At 53.8% G+C, this 17,380-nt stretch carries 14 protein-coding genes; 12 read left to right on the plus strand and 2 right to left on the minus strand.

Going from position 1 to position 17,380, the window contains the following annotated elements; all coding sequences use genetic code 11:
- Positions 1 to 24: 24 nt before the first annotated feature.
- Positions 25 to 2,541 carry a TonB-dependent siderophore receptor gene (locus TH19_RS05795; RefSeq protein WP_258547841.1) on the plus strand — a complete coding sequence of 839 codons (2,517 nt, stop codon included), beginning with the start codon at positions 25 to 27 and terminating at the stop codon, positions 2,539 to 2,541.
- 123 nt (positions 2,542 to 2,664) lie between these two features.
- Positions 2,665 to 3,819 (plus strand): tRNA epoxyqueuosine(34) reductase QueG, encoded by a 1,155-nt coding sequence (gene queG, locus TH19_RS05800; protein WP_114101394.1) that lies wholly within the window; start codon positions 2,665 to 2,667, stop codon positions 3,817 to 3,819.
- Here queG and TH19_RS05805 read toward each other — a convergent pair whose 3' ends face one another.
- Positions 3,820 to 4,605, minus strand: a complete 786-nt coding sequence (locus TH19_RS05805) for a phosphodiesterase (RefSeq protein WP_114101395.1) — start codon at positions 4,603 to 4,605, stop codon at positions 3,820 to 3,822. It lies immediately after the preceding gene.
- A gap of 75 nt (positions 4,606 to 4,680) precedes the next feature.
- Here TH19_RS05805 and TH19_RS05810 point away from each other — a divergent pair, with 75 nt between their 5' ends.
- Both TH19_RS05810 and TH19_RS05815 read left to right on the plus strand, forming a co-directional pair.
- The gene (locus TH19_RS05810) at positions 4,681 to 4,953 is read left to right on the plus strand and encodes a ribbon-helix-helix domain-containing protein (RefSeq protein ID WP_114101396.1); all 273 of its coding nucleotides are present in this window, start codon (positions 4,681 to 4,683) and stop codon (positions 4,951 to 4,953) included.
- Positions 4,954 to 4,958: 5 nt separating this feature from the next.
- Positions 4,959 to 6,869 (plus strand): asparagine synthetase B family protein, encoded by a 1,911-nt coding sequence (locus TH19_RS05815; RefSeq protein WP_114101397.1) that lies wholly within the window; start codon positions 4,959 to 4,961, stop codon positions 6,867 to 6,869.
- Here the strand turns inward: TH19_RS05815 and TH19_RS05820 are convergent.
- On the minus strand, positions 6,837 to 7,931 hold the full coding sequence (locus tag TH19_RS05820) for a response regulator (protein WP_114101398.1): 1,095 nt from the start codon (positions 7,929 to 7,931) through the stop codon (positions 6,837 to 6,839). The two genes, TH19_RS05815 and TH19_RS05820, sit on opposite strands and share 33 nt — an antisense overlap.
- 278 nt (positions 7,932 to 8,209) lie before the next feature.
- On the opposite strand from TH19_RS05820, the gene TH19_RS05825 reads away from it, so the two are divergent.
- From TH19_RS05825 to TH19_RS05860, 8 genes are all read left to right on the plus strand, one after another.
- Positions 8,210 to 9,085 (plus strand): MurR/RpiR family transcriptional regulator, encoded by an 876-nt coding sequence (locus tag TH19_RS05825; RefSeq protein WP_114101399.1) that lies wholly within the window; start codon positions 8,210 to 8,212, stop codon positions 9,083 to 9,085.
- A 23-nt stretch (positions 9,086 to 9,108) separates the two neighbouring features.
- Complete coding sequence (locus TH19_RS05830; protein ID WP_114101400.1) at positions 9,109 to 10,485, plus strand: aspartate aminotransferase family protein; 1,377 nt, start codon at positions 9,109 to 9,111, stop codon at positions 10,483 to 10,485.
- Positions 10,485 to 11,315 carry a beta-keto acid cleavage family enzyme gene (locus TH19_RS05835; protein WP_114101401.1) on the plus strand — a complete coding sequence of 277 codons (831 nt, stop codon included), beginning with the start codon at positions 10,485 to 10,487 and terminating at the stop codon, positions 11,313 to 11,315. The genes TH19_RS05830 and TH19_RS05835 overlap by 1 nt, the downstream gene beginning before the upstream one ends.
- A 205-nt stretch (positions 11,316 to 11,520) precedes the next feature.
- Positions 11,521 to 12,498: a TAXI family TRAP transporter solute-binding subunit gene (locus tag TH19_RS05840; protein ID WP_114101402.1), complete on the plus strand. Its 978-nt coding sequence runs from the start codon at positions 11,521 to 11,523 to the stop codon at positions 12,496 to 12,498.
- 197 nt (positions 12,499 to 12,695) lie between these two features.
- Positions 12,696 to 15,299, plus strand: a complete 2,604-nt coding sequence (locus TH19_RS05845) for a TRAP transporter permease (protein ID WP_114101403.1) — start codon at positions 12,696 to 12,698, stop codon at positions 15,297 to 15,299.
- 14 nt (positions 15,300 to 15,313) lie between these two features.
- Entirely contained in the window at positions 15,314 to 15,742 is a 429-nt protein-coding gene (locus TH19_RS05850; protein ID WP_114101404.1) for a universal stress protein, read from the plus strand.
- A 40-nt stretch (positions 15,743 to 15,782) separates the two neighbouring features.
- A complete protein-coding gene (locus tag TH19_RS22695; protein WP_181846326.1) occupies positions 15,783 to 16,157 on the plus strand; it encodes a hypothetical protein in 375 nt (124 codons plus the stop codon).
- A gap of 299 nt (positions 16,158 to 16,456) precedes the next feature.
- Entirely contained in the window at positions 16,457 to 17,329 is an 873-nt protein-coding gene (locus TH19_RS05860; RefSeq protein WP_114101406.1) for a formylglycine-generating enzyme family protein, read from the plus strand.
- The last annotated feature ends 51 nt before the right edge of the window (positions 17,330 to 17,380 follow it).

The raw sequence follows: 17,380 nt of genomic DNA on the forward strand, positions 1-17,380 counted from the left end.
AATAGGGGAATGACCGGAAGGCTTATGATGAATTCGATGAATATGAAGGCGCAGACCGCAGTCAGTGAAAAAACTGCGCGGCAGGGTGGGAATGTACGCAATGCTTGGATGCGCCGTCTGGCTGCAACCACGGTGATTTCGGGGATCGCTGCAACAAGCCCGATCATTGCACAGGCGGCGACACCAGCAGTATCGATATCGGCAGATGCCGAAATCGCCCAATCTGTTGTGGTGCGTCTTGATATCCCGGCACAGGAACTGGACCGTGCCCTGACAAGTTTTGCCGATCAGGCCGATCTTAAACTGCTTTTCCCGTCTCAGGGACTGAACGGATTGCAAGCCCCGGAACTGAAGGGCGAAATGACGGTTGATGCGGCCCTTGATCGCCTTCTGAGTGGGACCGGTCATTACTGGCGCTATACCGATGGTGGGACCATCACCATTGAAGCACTTTCCGAGACTGGCGAAAACGTCACCGATGCCATCCGCGTCGAAGCCAACAGTGTTGGCGAAACCGCAGACGGCCCGGTCGAGGGTTATATTGCTACCCAATCACTGGCGGCGACCAAGACCGGAACACCGATCCTTGAAACATCGCAAAGCATCACGGTCGTGACACGCGATCAGATGGAAGACCAGGGATCGCAGACCATCATGCAGGCGATGCGTTATACTCCCGGTGCCTTTACCGGACAGGTCGGGGCATCCAATCGTTATGATTATGTGATCCTGCGCGGTTTGGTCGACCGGTCGATTGACAACATCTATCTCGATGGTCTCAAGACCATGAGTGATGACTCGACTTATAGCTCGATGCAGATCGATCCGTATTTTGTCGAGCGCGCAGATGTCGTCAAAGGCCCGGCATCGGTTCTTTACGGTCGCAGTTCCCCGGGCGGGCTTGTGGCACTTTCAAGCAAAAAGCCGCAATTCGAACAGCAGGGCGAAGTCGAAGTTTCCTATGGCAACCGCAATCAGCGCGGTGTCGGGTTTGACCTGACAGGGCCACTTGATGAAGCGGGCAAGTTTGCCTATCGCGTGACCGGCAAGGCCGATGCCGCCGATACCCAGTTCGAGGGAACGGAAGAAGAGCGCTATGCCATTGCGCCGTCGCTGACCGCGAACCTGTCAGATGATACGCGCATCACCCTGAACGCTTACCTTCAAAAAGACCCGGAAGGCGGAACCCATAACGGTCTGCCGTCTGAAGGCACCCTGTTCCCGCGCAACGGCAAGTATATTTCGACCGGGTTCTTTGATGGTGATCCGTCGCTTGAGGCCTATGAGCGGACTCAGAACATGGTAGGGTACCAGTTCGAACATGATTTTGACGATACCTTTACCGCCCGCCAGAATTTCCGGTTTGTTGATGCGGATGTGCATATCGATCAGATTTATCAGACCGGCTGGGACGGCACGTCAGATGAGCTGAAAAGAACCTATGGCGGCGGGGATGAAACCTTGCGGGCCTATACTGTTGACAACCAGCTGCAAGCTGACTTTGCGACGGGGGAACTTGATCACACGGTGCTGATGGGATTTGATTATCAGCATCGCCGGACACAGAATACGTGGCAGTTTCCCGGGGCAAGCAATATCAACGCATTTACGCCGGTTTATGGTAGTCCGGGTGTCACCCTTGGCGCACCGACGACAAGCAATGTCAGAACCCTTGAACAGGCAGGGCTTTATCTTGAAGATCAGTTTGCCTATGAAAACTGGCGCTTCTCGCTTGGCCTGCGTCAGGACTGGGTGGAAACCACCAAGCTTGATCGTCTGACCAACAAGAAAACTGGCGAAGATCGCGAAAAACTGACCAAACGTGCGGGTGTTCTTTATCTGTTTGATAACGGTATCGCACCTTATGTCAGCTATTCGGAATCCTTTAACCCCAGCCTGTCTTCGGATGTGGCGGGCAATCCGATTGAGCCGTCCGAAGGTACCCAGTACGAAGCGGGTGTGAAGTATCAGCCGGAAAACGGCAATCTTTTGCTGAGTGTGGCGGCGTTCTATCTCGAACAGGATAATGTCGCGGTCTACAATTCCTCGACCTTTGCGTATGATCCGGTTGGCAAAATCGAAAGTCAGGGGCTTGAACTTGAAGCCCGGGCAAACCTGAGCGAAAACCTCAGCGTTATTGCGTCCTATACCTACACCGATGCGTCCTATGACGCGCCGGGCGATGCCAAGGATGGCAAACGCCCGATGCAGGTGCCTGAACATATGGCGTCGGTTTGGGGCGATTACCGTTTCAATGCCGGCGCGCTTAGTGGCCTGAGCATCGGAGCGGGGGCGCGCTTCGTCGGGGAAATGGCGGGTAATGAAAGCAACACGATTACCGTGCCTGATTACACCATCTTTGATCTGGCCTTGAATTACGACATGGCAAAGGTTGGTCTTGAAAACACGGACCTTCGTTTGAATGTGAACAACCTGTTTGACAAAGAATATGTCGCGTCATGCCTGATCACCCAATGGTCGGACAATTGCTATTACGGTGAAGAACGCTCGATCCTTGCAACGCTGCGCTATCGCTTCTGATTGCAAACCAGATCTGCTTACAAGGCCGCAGCTTCGTGCTGCGGCCTTTTGCGTTTTGACGGTAAACCTATATAAGGCACGATAAAGAGAGATCATTGTGCACTGAAGACCGACCCGCAAAACATGAAGGCCAAAACCCGACAAATCCTCACATTCGAGATGTTGGAGGCCAAAGCCCGTGAAATCGGCTTTGATGTCTGTGGGGTGGCGCGTCCGCAAATTGACCCGCGCAACCAGCAACGTCTTGATGAATTTGTCGCTGCGGGTGAATACGGATCGATGGCCTGGATGAATGATCCTGAACGTCTGCCACGGCGCCGCGATCCGGAAATGCTGTGGCCGGATGTCAAATCAGTGATTGTTCTGGGCAGCAATTATGGCCCGGCCGAAAACCCGATGGCGCTGCTGGATCACCCGGATCGGGCGATGATTTCGGTCTATGCCCGTAACAAGGATTATCACGACCTGATCAAGAAACGGCTGAAACAGCTGGCCCGCTGGCTGGTTGAACAATCCGGCGGGACCGAGCAGGTCAAGGTATTCGTTGATACCGCACCTGTGTTGGAAAAGCCGCTTGGCCAGTCATCGGGCATTGGCTGGCAAGGCAAGCATACCAACCTTGTGTCACGTGAATTTGGCAGTTGGCTGTTTCTGGGCGAGGTCTTTACGACCATCGAATTTTCCGAAGCAACACCGGAAATCGACCATTGCGGGTCCTGTTCGAAATGTTTGTCGGCCTGCCCAACCAATGCATTTCCCGCACCCTATAAGCTTGATGCGCGTAAATGCATTTCCTATCTGACCATCGAACATGACGGACCGATCCCGCATGAATTCAGAACGGCAATGGGGAACCGGATTTACGGGTGCGACGACTGTCTTGCCGCCTGTCCATGGAACAAGTTCGCCAGCCGTACCGAAGAACTTGCATTCATCGCGCGTGACGAGCTGACTGCGCCAAAACTGGCCGATTTCCTTGATCTGGATGATGACGGATTTCGTGCCTTCTTTGCCGGCTCCCCGATCAAACGGATCGGGCGGGCAAAGTTCCTGCGCAATGTATTGATTGCTGCGGGCAATAGTGGCTCAGATCAACTGGTTCCCAAAATTACTGCGTTGCTCGGTGATGAACATGCACTGATCCGGGCAAGTGCAGTTTGGGCATTGTCGCAATTACTCGGTGGCGATGCGTTTGATCAGGCAAGAAAAGATCATCTGGTATCGGAACAAGACCCGGTTGTCACCAAGGAGTGGAACCGGGTTTTGCCGATATCTTGATCAGGCATCCATATCAAATTTCACAAAATCGAAGTGATAGCGAAGCCCGCCTTTGGGGTCGCAAAAGGCAATGCCATATCCCGGGCCAAGCGGGTTGCGATCTTCGAGTTCTTCTTCTTTCTCGTGGCGGAAGTCAAGCGGTTCACCGCATTGGGTGCTGTTGGCCAGAACAAAGGGCACGCCAAGCCATGTGCCGGTCGCAGGGCGGTGAAGATGTCCAAAGAACAGATGTTTGATCTGCGGGTTGGCCTGCACGATTTCACCCAGTTCCTGTTCCACATCAAGCCGGATGGTGTCCATGAACGGCAGCCCCATTTCAAAGGGCGGGTGATGCATGAACAGGAAGGTTGGCGTATCGCGATGGGCGGCAAGTTCGTCACGCAACCAGGCAAGGCGTCTTTCGCATAATGTGCCGTGATGGTGATCGGGGACGATGCTGTCCATCATGATGAAACGCACCCCGTTAAAGGTCTGACCGAAATTGACAAAGCCGTTGGCATCAACCCCGGTTGTCGGAAATGCATCACGGAATGCTTCGCGGATGTCATGGTTGCCCGGAATGATCAGATAGGGGATGGCTAGTTCGGACAGAATATCAACGGCCTGTTCGTATTGTGCCGACGTGCCGCGATGGGTGATATCCCCGGTGATCACGCAAATTTCCGCATCCTGATGCTGGGCATTGATTTCGCTGATCACCTTGCGCAGGGTCGCGGCCGCATCGGGCTTTCGCGACATATCGTTGCGTGCAAGAATGTGCAGATCGGAAAGATGTATGAATTTCATGACGATGCCCTATCATGGCGGAAAGTATTTGAAATCATGTTCGTTTTTCCCAGACATGAAAAGATATAAACGTCGATGGATGACACCGTTCGTAAAAGATCAGTGACAATTGCGGGGCATAGAACCAGCTTCTCGCTTGAAGAAGCCTTTTGGCAGGAGCTGGTCGGGATTGCCGAACGCCGCGCGATCACCTTGGCGGAACTGGTAGTCGAGATTGATTCCGAGCGAGAAGGCAATCTTTCAAGTGCCCTTCGATTATACATTCTCCGTGACTTGCAAAACCGGTTGGACGGTCAAAAGGATGGCGACCACTTGATGGATGGCGCTGATCCCGAAGTGGCGGTGTAAGACGTATGTGCGCAATCGCCGGGCTGACAGCATCGGACGACCAGACCGCACTTGCGCGCATCTTGCAAAAACTGGCCCATCGTGGCCCGGATCATACCGGGATTTGGCAAGACCCGGATGGCTTCATATCCCTTGGTTGTGCCAGATTGATCACAACCGATCCCGATCCGGTCGCGCATCAGCCATTGGTGTCCGAAGACGGCCGGTTTGTGCTGGTGTTTAATGGCTATATTGCCGGTCATCGACGCCTGATCGATGGAATGGCAGGTAGTGGCACTGCATTGCGCAGCCAAAGCGATGCAGAGCTGGTTTTGCATCTTTTGGCGTGCGCTGTTTCCAAGGACAATGACGTTGCCGGGGTATTGGGTGGGCTTTCCGGCCAATATGCCCTGGCGTTCTGGGATGTGGTTGAAAAACGGCTTTGGCTGGCCCGTGATCCGCTGGGGATAAAGCCGCTTTATGTTGCTTGGAATGGCGAGGGGCAGGGCAATCTGGCGTTTGCCTCGGAACTGATCGGGCTGACAGAGTTTGGCAACCATCCGTTTGATGAAGATATCCAATCAAACTACCTTGCTCATCTTTTTGTACCTGCGCCGCAGACCGGCTTTGCGGGCATCGAGTTGTTGGAGCCGGGGACGGTTTTGCGTTGGCAGGGCGGCACAGTAACCCGAAGCAAGATCAATGATCCGGGACAGGTCAAGCAGCGGTCCTCTGGCCCGATTGATGATGTGCGCTTGCTGGTTCGGCAATCGGTTGCTGATGCGATGGATGTTGATTGTTCGCTTGGATGTCTGGTGTCGGGCGGGTTTGACAGTGCGGGTGTGTCGGCCATTGCCTGTGATATCGCCCGCGCACAGGGAAAGGCTCTGCCACCTGCATTTGTGATGGGCTTTGAAAACTCAACACGCGACGAAACCGGAGCAGCCCGGCGACTGTGCGATCATCTTGGCCAGGATCTTTGCGTTGTGCCTGCGCCGGAAACGGCATCTGAAATTTATGACGCGCTGATTGCTGGCCTGCACGGCGTGGGTGCCCCCTTTGCCAATCCGTCACTTGTGTTGATGCACAACCTTTCAAAGCGGGTGGGGCAGGATGTGCGGGTTTGTTTGACAGGTGATGGCGGGGACGAGATTTTTGGCGGTTACCCGCGATATCGTGCCGCGATGCTGTATGACCGGTACTGGCAATACCTTCCATCCCCAATCCGCCATCTGTTGGCGGGACTTGGGCAACGGTTTGGATCGCGCAGGATTAACCGGTTTTTGCAAGGGGGCCGATTTGATCGGGCAGGTGTCTTTGGCTTCTGGAATAATCGATGTGTTGTGCCGGAATTGAGGGCGCGCTTGGCGGGCGCAGTCGATGTGCCAGTGGGAAGAAAACAAGGAAATCTGCATGATCAGATGATGGCATTTGATCGCGATATTACCTTGCCGGGTAATCAGCTTGTCATGGCAGATCGTTGTGGCATGGCATTCGGGGTGGAATATCGACCGCCACTCTTGGGGCATGACGTGGTTCAGGCGGCGGCAATGATCCCGGCAGCCACGCATATGAAAGATGGTCCCAAATCCGTCTGGCGTCAGGTCATTACGCCCTACCTGCCGGACGGGCACCTTGATCATCCCAAGGTCGGTTTTAATCCGCCGGTCGCGGAATGGCTTGTTAAGCTTGGTGAATATCTGTGGGGCAATGAAGACCGGGTTCTGAACGCCATATTCGAACAATCCGGCCTTACACATGATCAACAAAAAGCATGTTGGCAGCGGGCGAAATCCGGGGATGATTTCGACATGTCACTTACGGTCTGGGCATTGCTTGTCTGGCAGGTTTGGCAAACGCAGAAACCCACCAAGATCGGCGGTGAAGATATGGCGAAACCTGTCCTAGACCGGGCTGTTGCTGCTGAAATTACGTGATCGGCGATACAGGTTAAGTGCGGTCAATGCCGTTGGTGCAAGTTGGACGACCTGTCGCGACAGGGAAAGGACATGGTCCTCGTCAAACTCGCCATCTTCGAAAATTGACTGGGTCGTTTCGCAAAGTTCGGACAGTTGCCGCAGGCCAAATGTCCCGGATGTGCTTTTGAGGGCATGAACTTCGTTCCGTACCGTTTTCAGGTCATCTTCCGACAGTGCCTTGTCGATCTTGACCAACCGGGTTTCTGTTTCATTGATAAAGATATCAATCCCGCATCGGGCACCCTCATCACCGGCATCATTGTAGAGTTGTTCAAGCACCCGGATATCAAGCACCGGGCTTGTCGGCGATTCCGGACGGGGCGGGCGGCCAAGACGCGCACTTTTGCTTCGCAGATGCGGTGGTGGCACATGCTTTGGCTTCGATGACAGACTTGCGACGCTGCCCCGCGCAATCAGATCCTTCATCGTCTGAACAAGCTTCTCGCGCTGAATCGGTTTGTTGATAAATTCGTCGACACCCGATTGACGGGCAATGATGTTCCAGTCCCGCGACTGGTGGGCGGAAAGTGCGATGATGGGGGTTTGCGATACGGGGCCCGGCATATGGCGGATACGGCGCGTGGTGTGCAGGCCGTCCATGTCCGGCATTTCGACATCCATCAGGATCAGGTCGGCATCAACGCCCCGACGCAGCATGTTTAATACGGTTTGCCCGTTGCTGGCTTCGACAACGCTGTAACCCTCGGATTGAAGGATGCGGCGGGCAACCATGCGGTTGCTTTCGCTGTCATCGGCAATGATGATCGTACCAATCTTGGCATCATTGGCAGAGTTTGAGAAATCGGCTTTGTCAAAGGGAAGAAGCTGGGGTTTGACGAAGCAGATGGAAATCATCCCGCCGTCAGAAAGCTGGGTTTCGTTGAAGATCAAATCTTCTTCGGCCACGCCGGTAATCAATTGTTCCCACGCCGGATTGGCAAAGACAATCCGTTCGTCCGCGTCAAAAAGCGCAACGCCGACTTGCGTTTGCGCCAAAGCTTCAATGATCCGATTTTCCATTGGCCACCTACCGATTCGGTGCCCAGTCCCTTACCAAGAGGCACAAATAGTCTTTTTATGTGAAACGCAAAGGTCTCTGTAATGACTCTTATTATTTTTACAGTTTTTACTAATAAGTCCACGTTTTTTCAAACCTTCAGTCTTTTCAGTCCCCTGACAGTGTGAAACAGATGAATGAAACAAGTGTTTCATTGTTGTGTAATTTGAAACAAGTGTTGCGAAGTGCGGCTTCGTATGGCGTAATTTTACCTGTCCTGTTGCACAAAGGTGCCTGATTGATGGGTTTGTATTCTGATCTGCGCGAAAAGCTGATTTCGGACTATGCCAAGCTTAGTCCGCAAATGCAGAAAGCTGCGCGCTATATCCTGGATCACCCCAACGAGGTTGCCCTGCGATCCATGCGTGCGCTTGCCGCTGCAGCGGGTGTCCCGCCCAGCACCATCACCCGTCTGATGAATGCCATCGGGGTCGAGACCTGGCAGGAATTCAGAGATCATTATCAGACCAGATTGCTTGATCAGCCGACAAGCTACGCCCAGCGCGCGCGTGAAACCCAAAGTACGGAACACGATGCCAATCGGGACGAACATCTGCTTGAAAGCATTGCGCGCACCGAAATCGATAATATCGGTGCGGCCTTTAGCCCCGAGCTGGTGGCAGGCATGATCCAAGCATGCGGGGCCATCGAAAGTGCGCGTAACGTCTATATCGTTGGCCGCGGTGCTGCTTATCCGGCGGCTTATCAGTTTGCCTATGCCTATCGGCTGTTTCGCGATAACGGGGTTTTGGTTGACGGCCATTCGGGCGCGTTCGGTGACGAATTGCGCGGGATCGGGCGGCGTGATCTGATGATTGCGGTGGGGGCCAAACCCTATATTCGTGACACTGTGCGCGCGGTGGATTTTGCACGGGCCCAGCATTGCCCGGTCATTGCGATCAGTGATTCCGATGTTTCCCCGATTGCGCTTGATGCCATGACCAAACTTGTTGTGCGCGATACGTCGCAATCCTTTTTCCAAAGTTTTACTGCCGCTTTGTCGGTCATGCAGGCTCTTGTTGCCCTGCTGGTCGCGCGCGGCGGTCATAAGGCCCTGCAACGGATTGCCGCTGCAGAAGAACAACTTGCTGCCTTCGATACATATTTCGAAGATTAACGCCCCATACGGACATTCCGATCATGACAACTGCGTCAAATACATCTTCTGTTCCCAATGCATCAACGCACGTCCTGCACCGGACGAGCCTTGCGACACCGCCGCGTGCGGTGCGTGGTGAAGGCATCTATATCTTTGACCAGAACGGCAAAAGCTATCTGGATGCCTGCGGTGGTGCGGCCGTGTCCTGTCTTGGGCATTCGGACCCGGATGTTCGTGCGGCAATGCATGCCCAGATCGATCAGATTGCCTATGCCCATTCCGGGTTCTTTTCGTCGGATGCGATGGAAGAACTGGCTGATGAACTGATTGCCAATGCACCGGCCGGTATGGACAAGGTTTACTTTGTTTCCGGCGGTTCCGAGGCAACCGAAGCCGCCCTTAAAATGGCGCGCCAGTATTTTCTGGAAATCGGGCAGCCGGATCGTAAATATGTGATCGCACGTCGCCAGTCCTATCATGGCAATACACTTGGTGCCCTTTCGGTTGGCGGCAATATGTGGCGTCGCAAGCAGTTTGAACCGCTTTTGATCACAGCAAGCCATATCGCACCGGTTTATCAATATCGCGATCAGCGTCCTGATGAAACGCCGGAGGCCTATGGTCTTCGCGTTGCCAATGAACTGGAAACCGCGATCCTTGAGCTGGGCGCGGATAATGTCGCGGCCTTTGTTGCCGAACCGGTTGTTGGCGCGACCGCAGGTGCCCTTGCGCCGGTGCCGGGCTATTTCAAACGCATTCGCGAAATTTGCGACCAGTATGGTGTGTTGTTGATCCTTGACGAAGTCATGTGCGGCATGGGCCGTACCGGTACGCTTCATGCGATCGAGCAGGAAGGCATTTCCGGCGATCTACAGACGATTGCCAAGGGACTTGGTGCCGGTTATCAGCCGATTGGTGCGGTTCTGGTTTCCAAGAAAATCAATGATGCGATTGCAACCGGATCAGGTTTCTTCCAGCACGGTCATACCTATCAGGGGCATGCGACGGCCTGTGCCGCGGCATTGGCGACCCAGCGTGCGATCAAGGACCGCAATCTTTTGGCCAATGTCTTGAAACAGGGTGAAAACCTTGTTGATGGCTTGCAGGCCCGTCTTGGACAGCATCCGTTTGTGGGCGATATTCGCGGACGCGGTCTGTTCCGTGGCGTCGAACTGGTGGCTGATCGCGAAACCAAACAGCCGTTTGATCCGTCCCTTAAGATCAATGCCAAAATCAAGAAAGCGGCCTTTGCCCGTGGTCTGATGGCCTATCCGATGGGGGGCACGATTGACGGTGTTCTCGGTGACCATGTGTTGTTCGGACCTGCCTTTATCGTGACCGAGGATGATGTTGCCAAGATCGTCGATCTGTTTGCGTTGGCCCTCGATGACGTATTCGCAGCCGAGGGGCTTTCGTAATGGCGTATGGCGAAACCCCGTTTCTGATTGCATCGGCACCCAATGGTGCACGCAAAACCAAGGCGGATTTGATCAATATTCCGATCACACCCGAAGAAGTCGCCCGCGAAGCCCTTTCCTGTAAGCAGGCCGGGGCGGCGATGATGCATCTGCATGTTCGTGATGAGGATCAGAAGCACAGTCTGGATGTCGGGCGATATCGTGAAATGCTGACCGAAGTGCGTCGCACTGTCGGGCCCGACATGTTGCTTCAGGTCACCACCGAGGCAGTCGGGATGTATAGTGCAGAGGATCAGATGGCGATGATCTGCGATCTGGTTCCCGAAGCTGTATCCATCGCGGTTCGGGAAATTGCGCCAGAGAATGCCGATCTGAATGAGTTGAAAGGCTTTTTCGCCTTCATGCGTGAAGCAGGCATTTTGCCGCAATTGATCCTGTATGCGCCTGAAGATGTGGCGCGGTTTAACCAGCTGGTCGAGACCGGCGTTTTGCCCGGTGAAAAGTTCCCGGTTCTGTTTGTTTTGGGGCGTTATACCGCAGGACAGGTATCAGATCCGGCCGATTTGTTGTCATTCATGGGAACGAGTTCCTATATATCCGAATGGATGTTGTGCGCGTTTGGCGCATACGAGAATGCCTGCGTGCTGACCGGGGCCGGGCTTGGCGGGCATGCCCGCATCGGGTTCGAGAATAATCACCTGAATGTCGATGGTTTGCCCGCGTCCAGCAACGCTGAACTGATTGCCCAGGCCCGCGATGGTTCCAGACTGTTGGGCCGGAAAATCGCAACAGGCGAACAGGCAAAATACCTCATGCAACCGGTATGGTAGGAGGCGCATTTAAAACGCATATCATAATGAAATAATCAGCGAAATATCAGGAGCTTCGGGGTTATGGGCTTTTAATTCGGTTAACCGGAAAGTATAATCCCGGCGTCAAAACATCTGCGAAGGCGGATGTTTGCAAGAAATTCTTCTGTTCTCAGGACGAATAGAAGAATGCCTTATAACAGGGTGTACAAGGGAGCTAATCCTAATGAAAAAACTTATTGCAGTAGCGGGTGCCGTCGCAGCGATTGCTGGCGCAGCGCTTTTTGCTGGTCAGGCATCAGCACAGGAAAACCGTTTCATCACCATCGGTACCGGTGGCGTAACCGGCGTTTACTACCCGACCGGTGGCGCGATCTGCCGTCTGGTGAACAAAGATCGTAAAGAGCACGGTATTCGTTGCTCGGTCGAATCCACCGGTGGTTCGTCCTACAACATCAACACCATCCGTTCCGGCGAACTGGATCTTGGTGTTGCCCAGTCTGACATTCAGTACTATGCGCTGCATGGCGAAAAAGCATTTGCTGAAGTTGGTCCGTTCGAAGGCCTTCGTGCTGTCTTCTCGATCCATCCGGAGCCGTTCACCGTTGTTGCCCGTGCAGATGCCGGCATCAAAACCTTTGACGATCTCAAAGGCAAGCGCGTGAACATCGGTAACCCGGGTTCCGGTCAGCGCGACACCATGGACATCGTTATGGCAGCCAAAGGCTGGACCCTTGACGATTTCGCACTGGCATCCGAACTGAAGCCGGCTGAACAGTCCCAGGCGCTTTGCGATAACAAGATCGATGCAATGATCTACACCGTTGGCCACCCGTCCGGTTCGATCCAGGAAGCAACCACTGCCTGTGATTCCGTTCTGGTTGAAGTTGCTGGCGAAGCCATCGACAAGCTGGTTGCTGACAACCCGTATTACCGTGTAGCCACCATTCCGGGCGGCATGTATCGCGGTAACCCGGACGACGTCAAAACCTTTGGTGTTGGCGCGACCTTCGTATCTTCGACCGCAACCGATGCGGACGTTGTTTACCACGTTGTTAAAGCAGTCTTCGACAACTTCGACGATTTCAAAAAGCTGCATCCGGCTTTCGCGAACCTCGTCAAAGAAGAAATGGTCAAAGACGGCCTTTCGGCACCGCTGCATGACGGCGCTGTCAAATACTACAAAGAAGCTGGCCTGATGTAATTCAGGTGGAAACGGAGGGCAGAAATCTGCCCTCCGTTTTTCTTTCTTTCGCCCGTCGGGTACGTTCTAATAAGTTCAAATAATCGGTATCTTTGACTGATACCAATGTACTCCGTGGGTGACCGGGTGTGTGTCGGCGGAGATTTTTTGATTCTGGATACCGGAACATAAATCTGCGCTTAGACCGGGAGTTTATAATGACCGACGTGAAAAACGCCAACCAGGCTGCGTCTGATCAGGACCTGCAAGACCTGATTGCCGAAAATGATACAGGTGCGCGCCAGCCGACCGGTATGACAGCAAAGGTCTTGCTGTATGTTGCGGTGGCTTGGTCGCTGTTCCAGCTGTGGCTGGCATCGCCATTGCCCTACATTGTCAGCTTTGGTGTGTTCAACTCGACCGAAGCACGGTCGATCCATCTGGCCTTTGCCGTATTTCTTGCGTTTCTGGCCTATCCGGCCTTCAAGAATTCGCCGCGCAGTTATATTCCCGTCATTGACTGGATACTGGCAGCCGCTGCTGCGTTCTGTGCTGCCTATATTTACATCTTTTATCGTGATCTTGCCGGGCGTCCGGGCCTGCCGATTACGCAGGACCTTGTGGTTGCCGGTGCCGGTCTGGTGCTGTTGCTTGAAGCAACCCGTCGTGCACTTGGCCCGCCCCTGATGTGTGTTGCGGTGATCTTCCTGGTCTATGTGTTCTTCGGGAATGCTGCCTGGGTTCCTGAAGTTCTTCAGTGGGCCGGGGCGAGCTTCTCCAAGGCGATGTCGCACCAGTGGATCACGACCGAGGGTGTCTTCGGGATCGCACTTGGCGTTTCGACCAGCTTTGTTTTCCTGTTCGTTCTGTTTGGCTCGTTGCTCGACAAAGCCGGGGCAGGGAACTATTTCATCAAGGTGGCGTTTGCAGCCCTTGGTCACATGCGCGGTGGTCCTGCAAAGGCAGCCGTTCTGTCATCGGCAATGACGGGTCTGATTTCCGGTTCGTCGATTGCAAACGTTGTGACCACCGGGACCTTTACCATCCCGTTGATGAAACGTGTCGGTTTCTCGGGCGAGAAGGCCGGTGCGGTTGAAGTTGCATCGTCGGTCAATGGCCAGATTATGCCGCCGGTTATGGGGGCTGCGGCCTTTTTGATGGTCGAGTATGTTGGCATTCCGTACCCGGAAGTCATCAAGCATGCCTTCCTTCCGGCGACGATTTCCTATATCGCGCTGATCTATATTGTTCACCTTGAAGCCCTTAAGGCGAACATGAAGGGTCTGCCGAAACGGGTGACCTCGACCCTTGGTCAGACATTGATCAGATCGCTTCTGTTCGTGCTGTCGCTGGTTGTTCTGTCGGGTGTCGTTTATTACGCCATCCTGTTCCAGAAACAGATGTTCGGTGCGGCTGTTGGTTGGGTTGTCGCGATTGAATGCGCGATTATTTATCTGGCCGGTCTTTATTATGCGGCCAAATATCCTGATCTGGAAATGGACGACCCGAACAAGCCGGTGGTGGAATTGCCGCAGCTTGGCGAAACAGCAAAAGCTGGTTTGCACTATCTGTTGCCGGTTGTGGTTCTGGTCTGGTTCCTGATGATCGAACTGAAATCACCTGGTCTGTCGGCCTTTTGGGCGACGGTTCTGATGATCTTCATCATGCTGACCCAGCATGCTGCCAAGTCCTATTTCCGCAAGGCCCCGAATTTCGCAGCCGACCTGAAACTTGGTTTTGCGGATGTTATTGACGGGTTTGCGACCGGTGCGCGTAACATGATCGGTATCGGGGTTGCGACCGCAGCGGCCGGTATCATTGTGGGTACTGTATCGCTGACCGGTATCGGGCAGGTGATGGTTGAATTCGTCGAATTGATTTCCGGCGGCAACCTGATGCTGATCCTGATCTTTACCGCAGTTATCAGCCTTATTCTTGGCATGGGCCTTCCGACCACGGCGAACTACATCGTGGTTTCAAGCCTGATGGCGCCGGTGATTGTGGAATTGGGTGCGGAAAACGGTCTGATTGTGCCGTTGATCGCGGTTCACCTGTTCGTGTTCTATTTCGGGATCATGGCAGATGTGACGCCACCGGTTGGTCTGGCATCCTTTGCCGCGGCCGCGGTGTCCGGTTCTGATCCGATGAAGACAGGTGTGGTCGCATTCTTCTATTCGATGCGTACCGCGGTTCTGCCGTTCCTGTTCCTGTTCAACACCCAGCTTCTGATGATCGGTCTTGATCATCCGGTTGATGTGGTGGTGGTGATCATCATATCGATCATAGCCATGCTGGTCTTTGCCGCGGCAACGCAGGGGTATTTCTTTGCCCGTTCGAAGCTGTGGGAAAGCGCGGCACTGCTTCTGGTTGCCTTTACGCTGTTCCGTCCGGGCTTCTGGCTTGATCTGATGGAACCGCCCTATGACAACCTTCCGGCGACTTCAATCGTTGAAGATGCCGCAGGCATGCCTGCCAATTCCAGCATCCTTCTGGATGTTGAAGGCATCAATATCGAAGGTGAGGAAGTCTCCAAATCCGTGATGCTGCCGCTTGGTCCGGAAGCTTCGGGTGAGGATCGCCTTTACAATGCCGGGATCGGTATTCGCAATGAGGATGGTCGTATCTTCATTGACGATCTGGTCTTTGGCGGTCCGGCTGAAAAGGCCGGTCTTGATTTCGATTTTGAAATCACGGCTGTAAAGGTCGAAGCAGATCGTATGCCCAAGGAAGTATTCTTCTTCCCGGCATTCTTGCTGTTGGGTGCGATCATTGTTCTGCAACGCCGTCGCAAGCGCAACGAAGATGCGCTTGAGGCAACCTGACAGGGAGTATGAGCATGTATAAGGATATTCTGGTTACAGTAGACCTTGATCATGAGTCTTCCTGGAAGAAGGCGATACCGGTTGCGATCAAGCAGGCGCAAAGCTTTGGCGCGCGTTTGCATGTTCTAACCGTTGTGCCATCTGTCGGCATGTCGATGGTCGGTCAGTTCTTCCCGAAAGGTTACGAGACCAAAGTTCTCGATGCCTATAACGAGCGCCTGCACGAATTCGTGTCCGAACATATTCCGTCGGACATCAAGGTGCAGCACATCGTCGGGCAGGGAACGGTCTATGAAGTGATCCTGAAGATTGCCAAGAAAACCAATTGCGATCTGATCGTGATCGGCGCGCATCGTCCGGAGCTTAAGGACTATCTTCTGGGGCCGAACGCCGCACGCGTTGTCCGCCATGCCGATTGTTCGGTTATGGTGGTCCGAGACTGATTTCGCCTTGTGATCAAACACAGGCAATAGCAAAGGGGCGATGCATTGCATCGCCCCTTTGGCTTTTTGGATCGTCGGGACGCGAAGACGTTATTTCGGTGCGCAGGGGTTCGCAGCTGCGCATGGATTTTTTGCAGCACACGGATTGGCCGCACACGGGTTGCAGGGATTAACCAGTTTTTTCGCCGCACACGGGTTTGCAGCGCATGGATTTGCGGCACAGGGATTGGCCGCGCAGGGATTTGCAGTGCAGGTTGCGACCTCGGCCGTTGGTGACGGCAAAGGAGCTGCCATTGCCATCGGAGTTGCCATGGCAAGGCCGGTTCCGATTGCGAGGGCCGGCAGCAAAGCGGTTCTTACGAAATTCTTGGATGTTTTGGTCATTCTTGCCTCTCTGAAGGTCCTGTACTATTAAGACCGGCGCACATCTGGCAGCGGTCGGTAAAGGCACTATGGGGCAATTTTCCTTGGTCGCGGCGTCACATGGTTTCACTGTTATGTGAGAGGCCGGTGTAGCCAAAAGCCAGTTAAAGTGCGGCAGTTATCAGGGGATCGGTAAAGAATTGTCATCAGGCAACAGGATTTAAATCCGCAAACCGATTGAAAGAACGGTCCTTTTTACTCATCTTGATGGTAATAAAGACATTCGGGCAAATTCATCAACGCGGTTAAAGAAACCGTGAGAACCATATTCGATCAGGACGGAAATCGTATATGAGAGTTGGGGACAATATCGCTTCCATCGGGAAAATCTCGGCTTTTGCGCTGCTTTTTGGACTCTGTGCCGCAAAGCAGGTGCTGGCAGATGATGACGTTATTCCGCCTGTGGTCGAAGTGCCCGCGGGCTGGTTCTGGCAGGGGTCCGATGCCGTTGAACGGCAATATGCCTATCAGATCGATGAACAGGTTTATGGCCATGATCTGAGCCGCCGAAATCGCTGGTACGATATCGAAGGCGATAAATGGCGTGTGCATTTGCTTGATTTCAATATCGGCAAAACGCCGGTAACGAACGAACAATATGCCGCCTTCATCAAGGATACCGGTCATGATGCGCCAGAAATGACCAAGGATGAATGGAACCGTCAGGGCCTGATTTACAATTACGACACCATCCAGCCTTTCCTGTGGTCCAATGGAACCTATCCCAAGGGGCGCGGAAATCACCCGGTTGTTTTGGTTTCCTGGCAGGATGCCGAGGCCTATGTTCAATGGCTTAGTCAGAAAACCGGCAAGGAATGGTCACTTCCCGATGAATTGCACTGGGAAAAAGCAGTGCGTGGATCAGAAGGAACATTTTACCCGTGGGGTAATATTTTCGAACCCGACCAGCTTAATAGTGGTGATCGCGGGCCTTTTGATACGACACCGGTTGGACAGTTTGAAGCTGGTCCCTTCGGGCTATATGACGGGGCTGGCCAGGTGTTTGAATGGACAGCAACCTCTGCGCAGGCCGGATACCGGATCGTTAAGGGTGGCTCATGGGATGACCGGGGATGCGGCGTTTGCCGACCGGCGGCCAGACATGCCCGCCCGGAACATCTTAAGCATATTCTGATCGGCTTTCGGGTGATGTCCCGGGATTAGGCGACGGTGATATTTGGATGCACCGAAACAGGTATCCGTTGCTAAAACGGC

It is taken from the genome of Thalassospira profundimaris, from assembly GCF_003326675.1.
Lineage (GTDB): Bacteria > Pseudomonadota > Alphaproteobacteria > Rhodospirillales > Thalassospiraceae > Thalassospira > Thalassospira aquimaris.

Coding starts and splice junctions, on each gene's coding strand:
- TH19_RS05820 (WP_114101398.1), bottom strand. CDS start 7,931: ATGGAAAATCGGATCATTGAAGCTTTGGCGCAAACGCAAGTCGGCGTT.
- TH19_RS05825 (WP_114101399.1), top strand. CDS start 8,210: ATGGGTTTGTATTCTGATCTGCGCGAAAAGCTGATTTCGGACTATGCC.
- TH19_RS05850 (WP_114101404.1), top strand. CDS start 15,314: ATGTATAAGGATATTCTGGTTACAGTAGACCTTGATCATGAGTCTTCC.
- TH19_RS05860 (WP_114101406.1), top strand. CDS start 16,457: ATGAGAGTTGGGGACAATATCGCTTCCATCGGGAAAATCTCGGCTTTT.
- TH19_RS05845 (WP_114101403.1), top strand. CDS start 12,696: ATGACCGACGTGAAAAACGCCAACCAGGCTGCGTCTGATCAGGACCTG.
- TH19_RS05835 (WP_114101401.1), top strand. CDS start 10,485: ATGGCGTATGGCGAAACCCCGTTTCTGATTGCATCGGCACCCAATGGT.
- TH19_RS05830 (WP_114101400.1), top strand. CDS start 9,109: ATGACAACTGCGTCAAATACATCTTCTGTTCCCAATGCATCAACGCAC.
- TH19_RS05815 (WP_114101397.1), top strand. CDS start 4,959: ATGTGCGCAATCGCCGGGCTGACAGCATCGGACGACCAGACCGCACTT.
- TH19_RS05795 (WP_258547841.1), top strand. CDS start 25: ATGATGAATTCGATGAATATGAAGGCGCAGACCGCAGTCAGTGAAAAA.
- TH19_RS05805 (WP_114101395.1), bottom strand. CDS start 4,605: ATGAAATTCATACATCTTTCCGATCTGCACATTCTTGCACGCAACGAT.
- TH19_RS22695 (WP_181846326.1), top strand. CDS start 15,783: ATGCATTGCATCGCCCCTTTGGCTTTTTGGATCGTCGGGACGCGAAGA.
- TH19_RS05810 (WP_114101396.1), top strand. CDS start 4,681: ATGGATGACACCGTTCGTAAAAGATCAGTGACAATTGCGGGGCATAGA.
- queG (WP_114101394.1), top strand. CDS start 2,665: ATGAAGGCCAAAACCCGACAAATCCTCACATTCGAGATGTTGGAGGCC.
- TH19_RS05840 (WP_114101402.1), top strand. CDS start 11,521: ATGAAAAAACTTATTGCAGTAGCGGGTGCCGTCGCAGCGATTGCTGGC.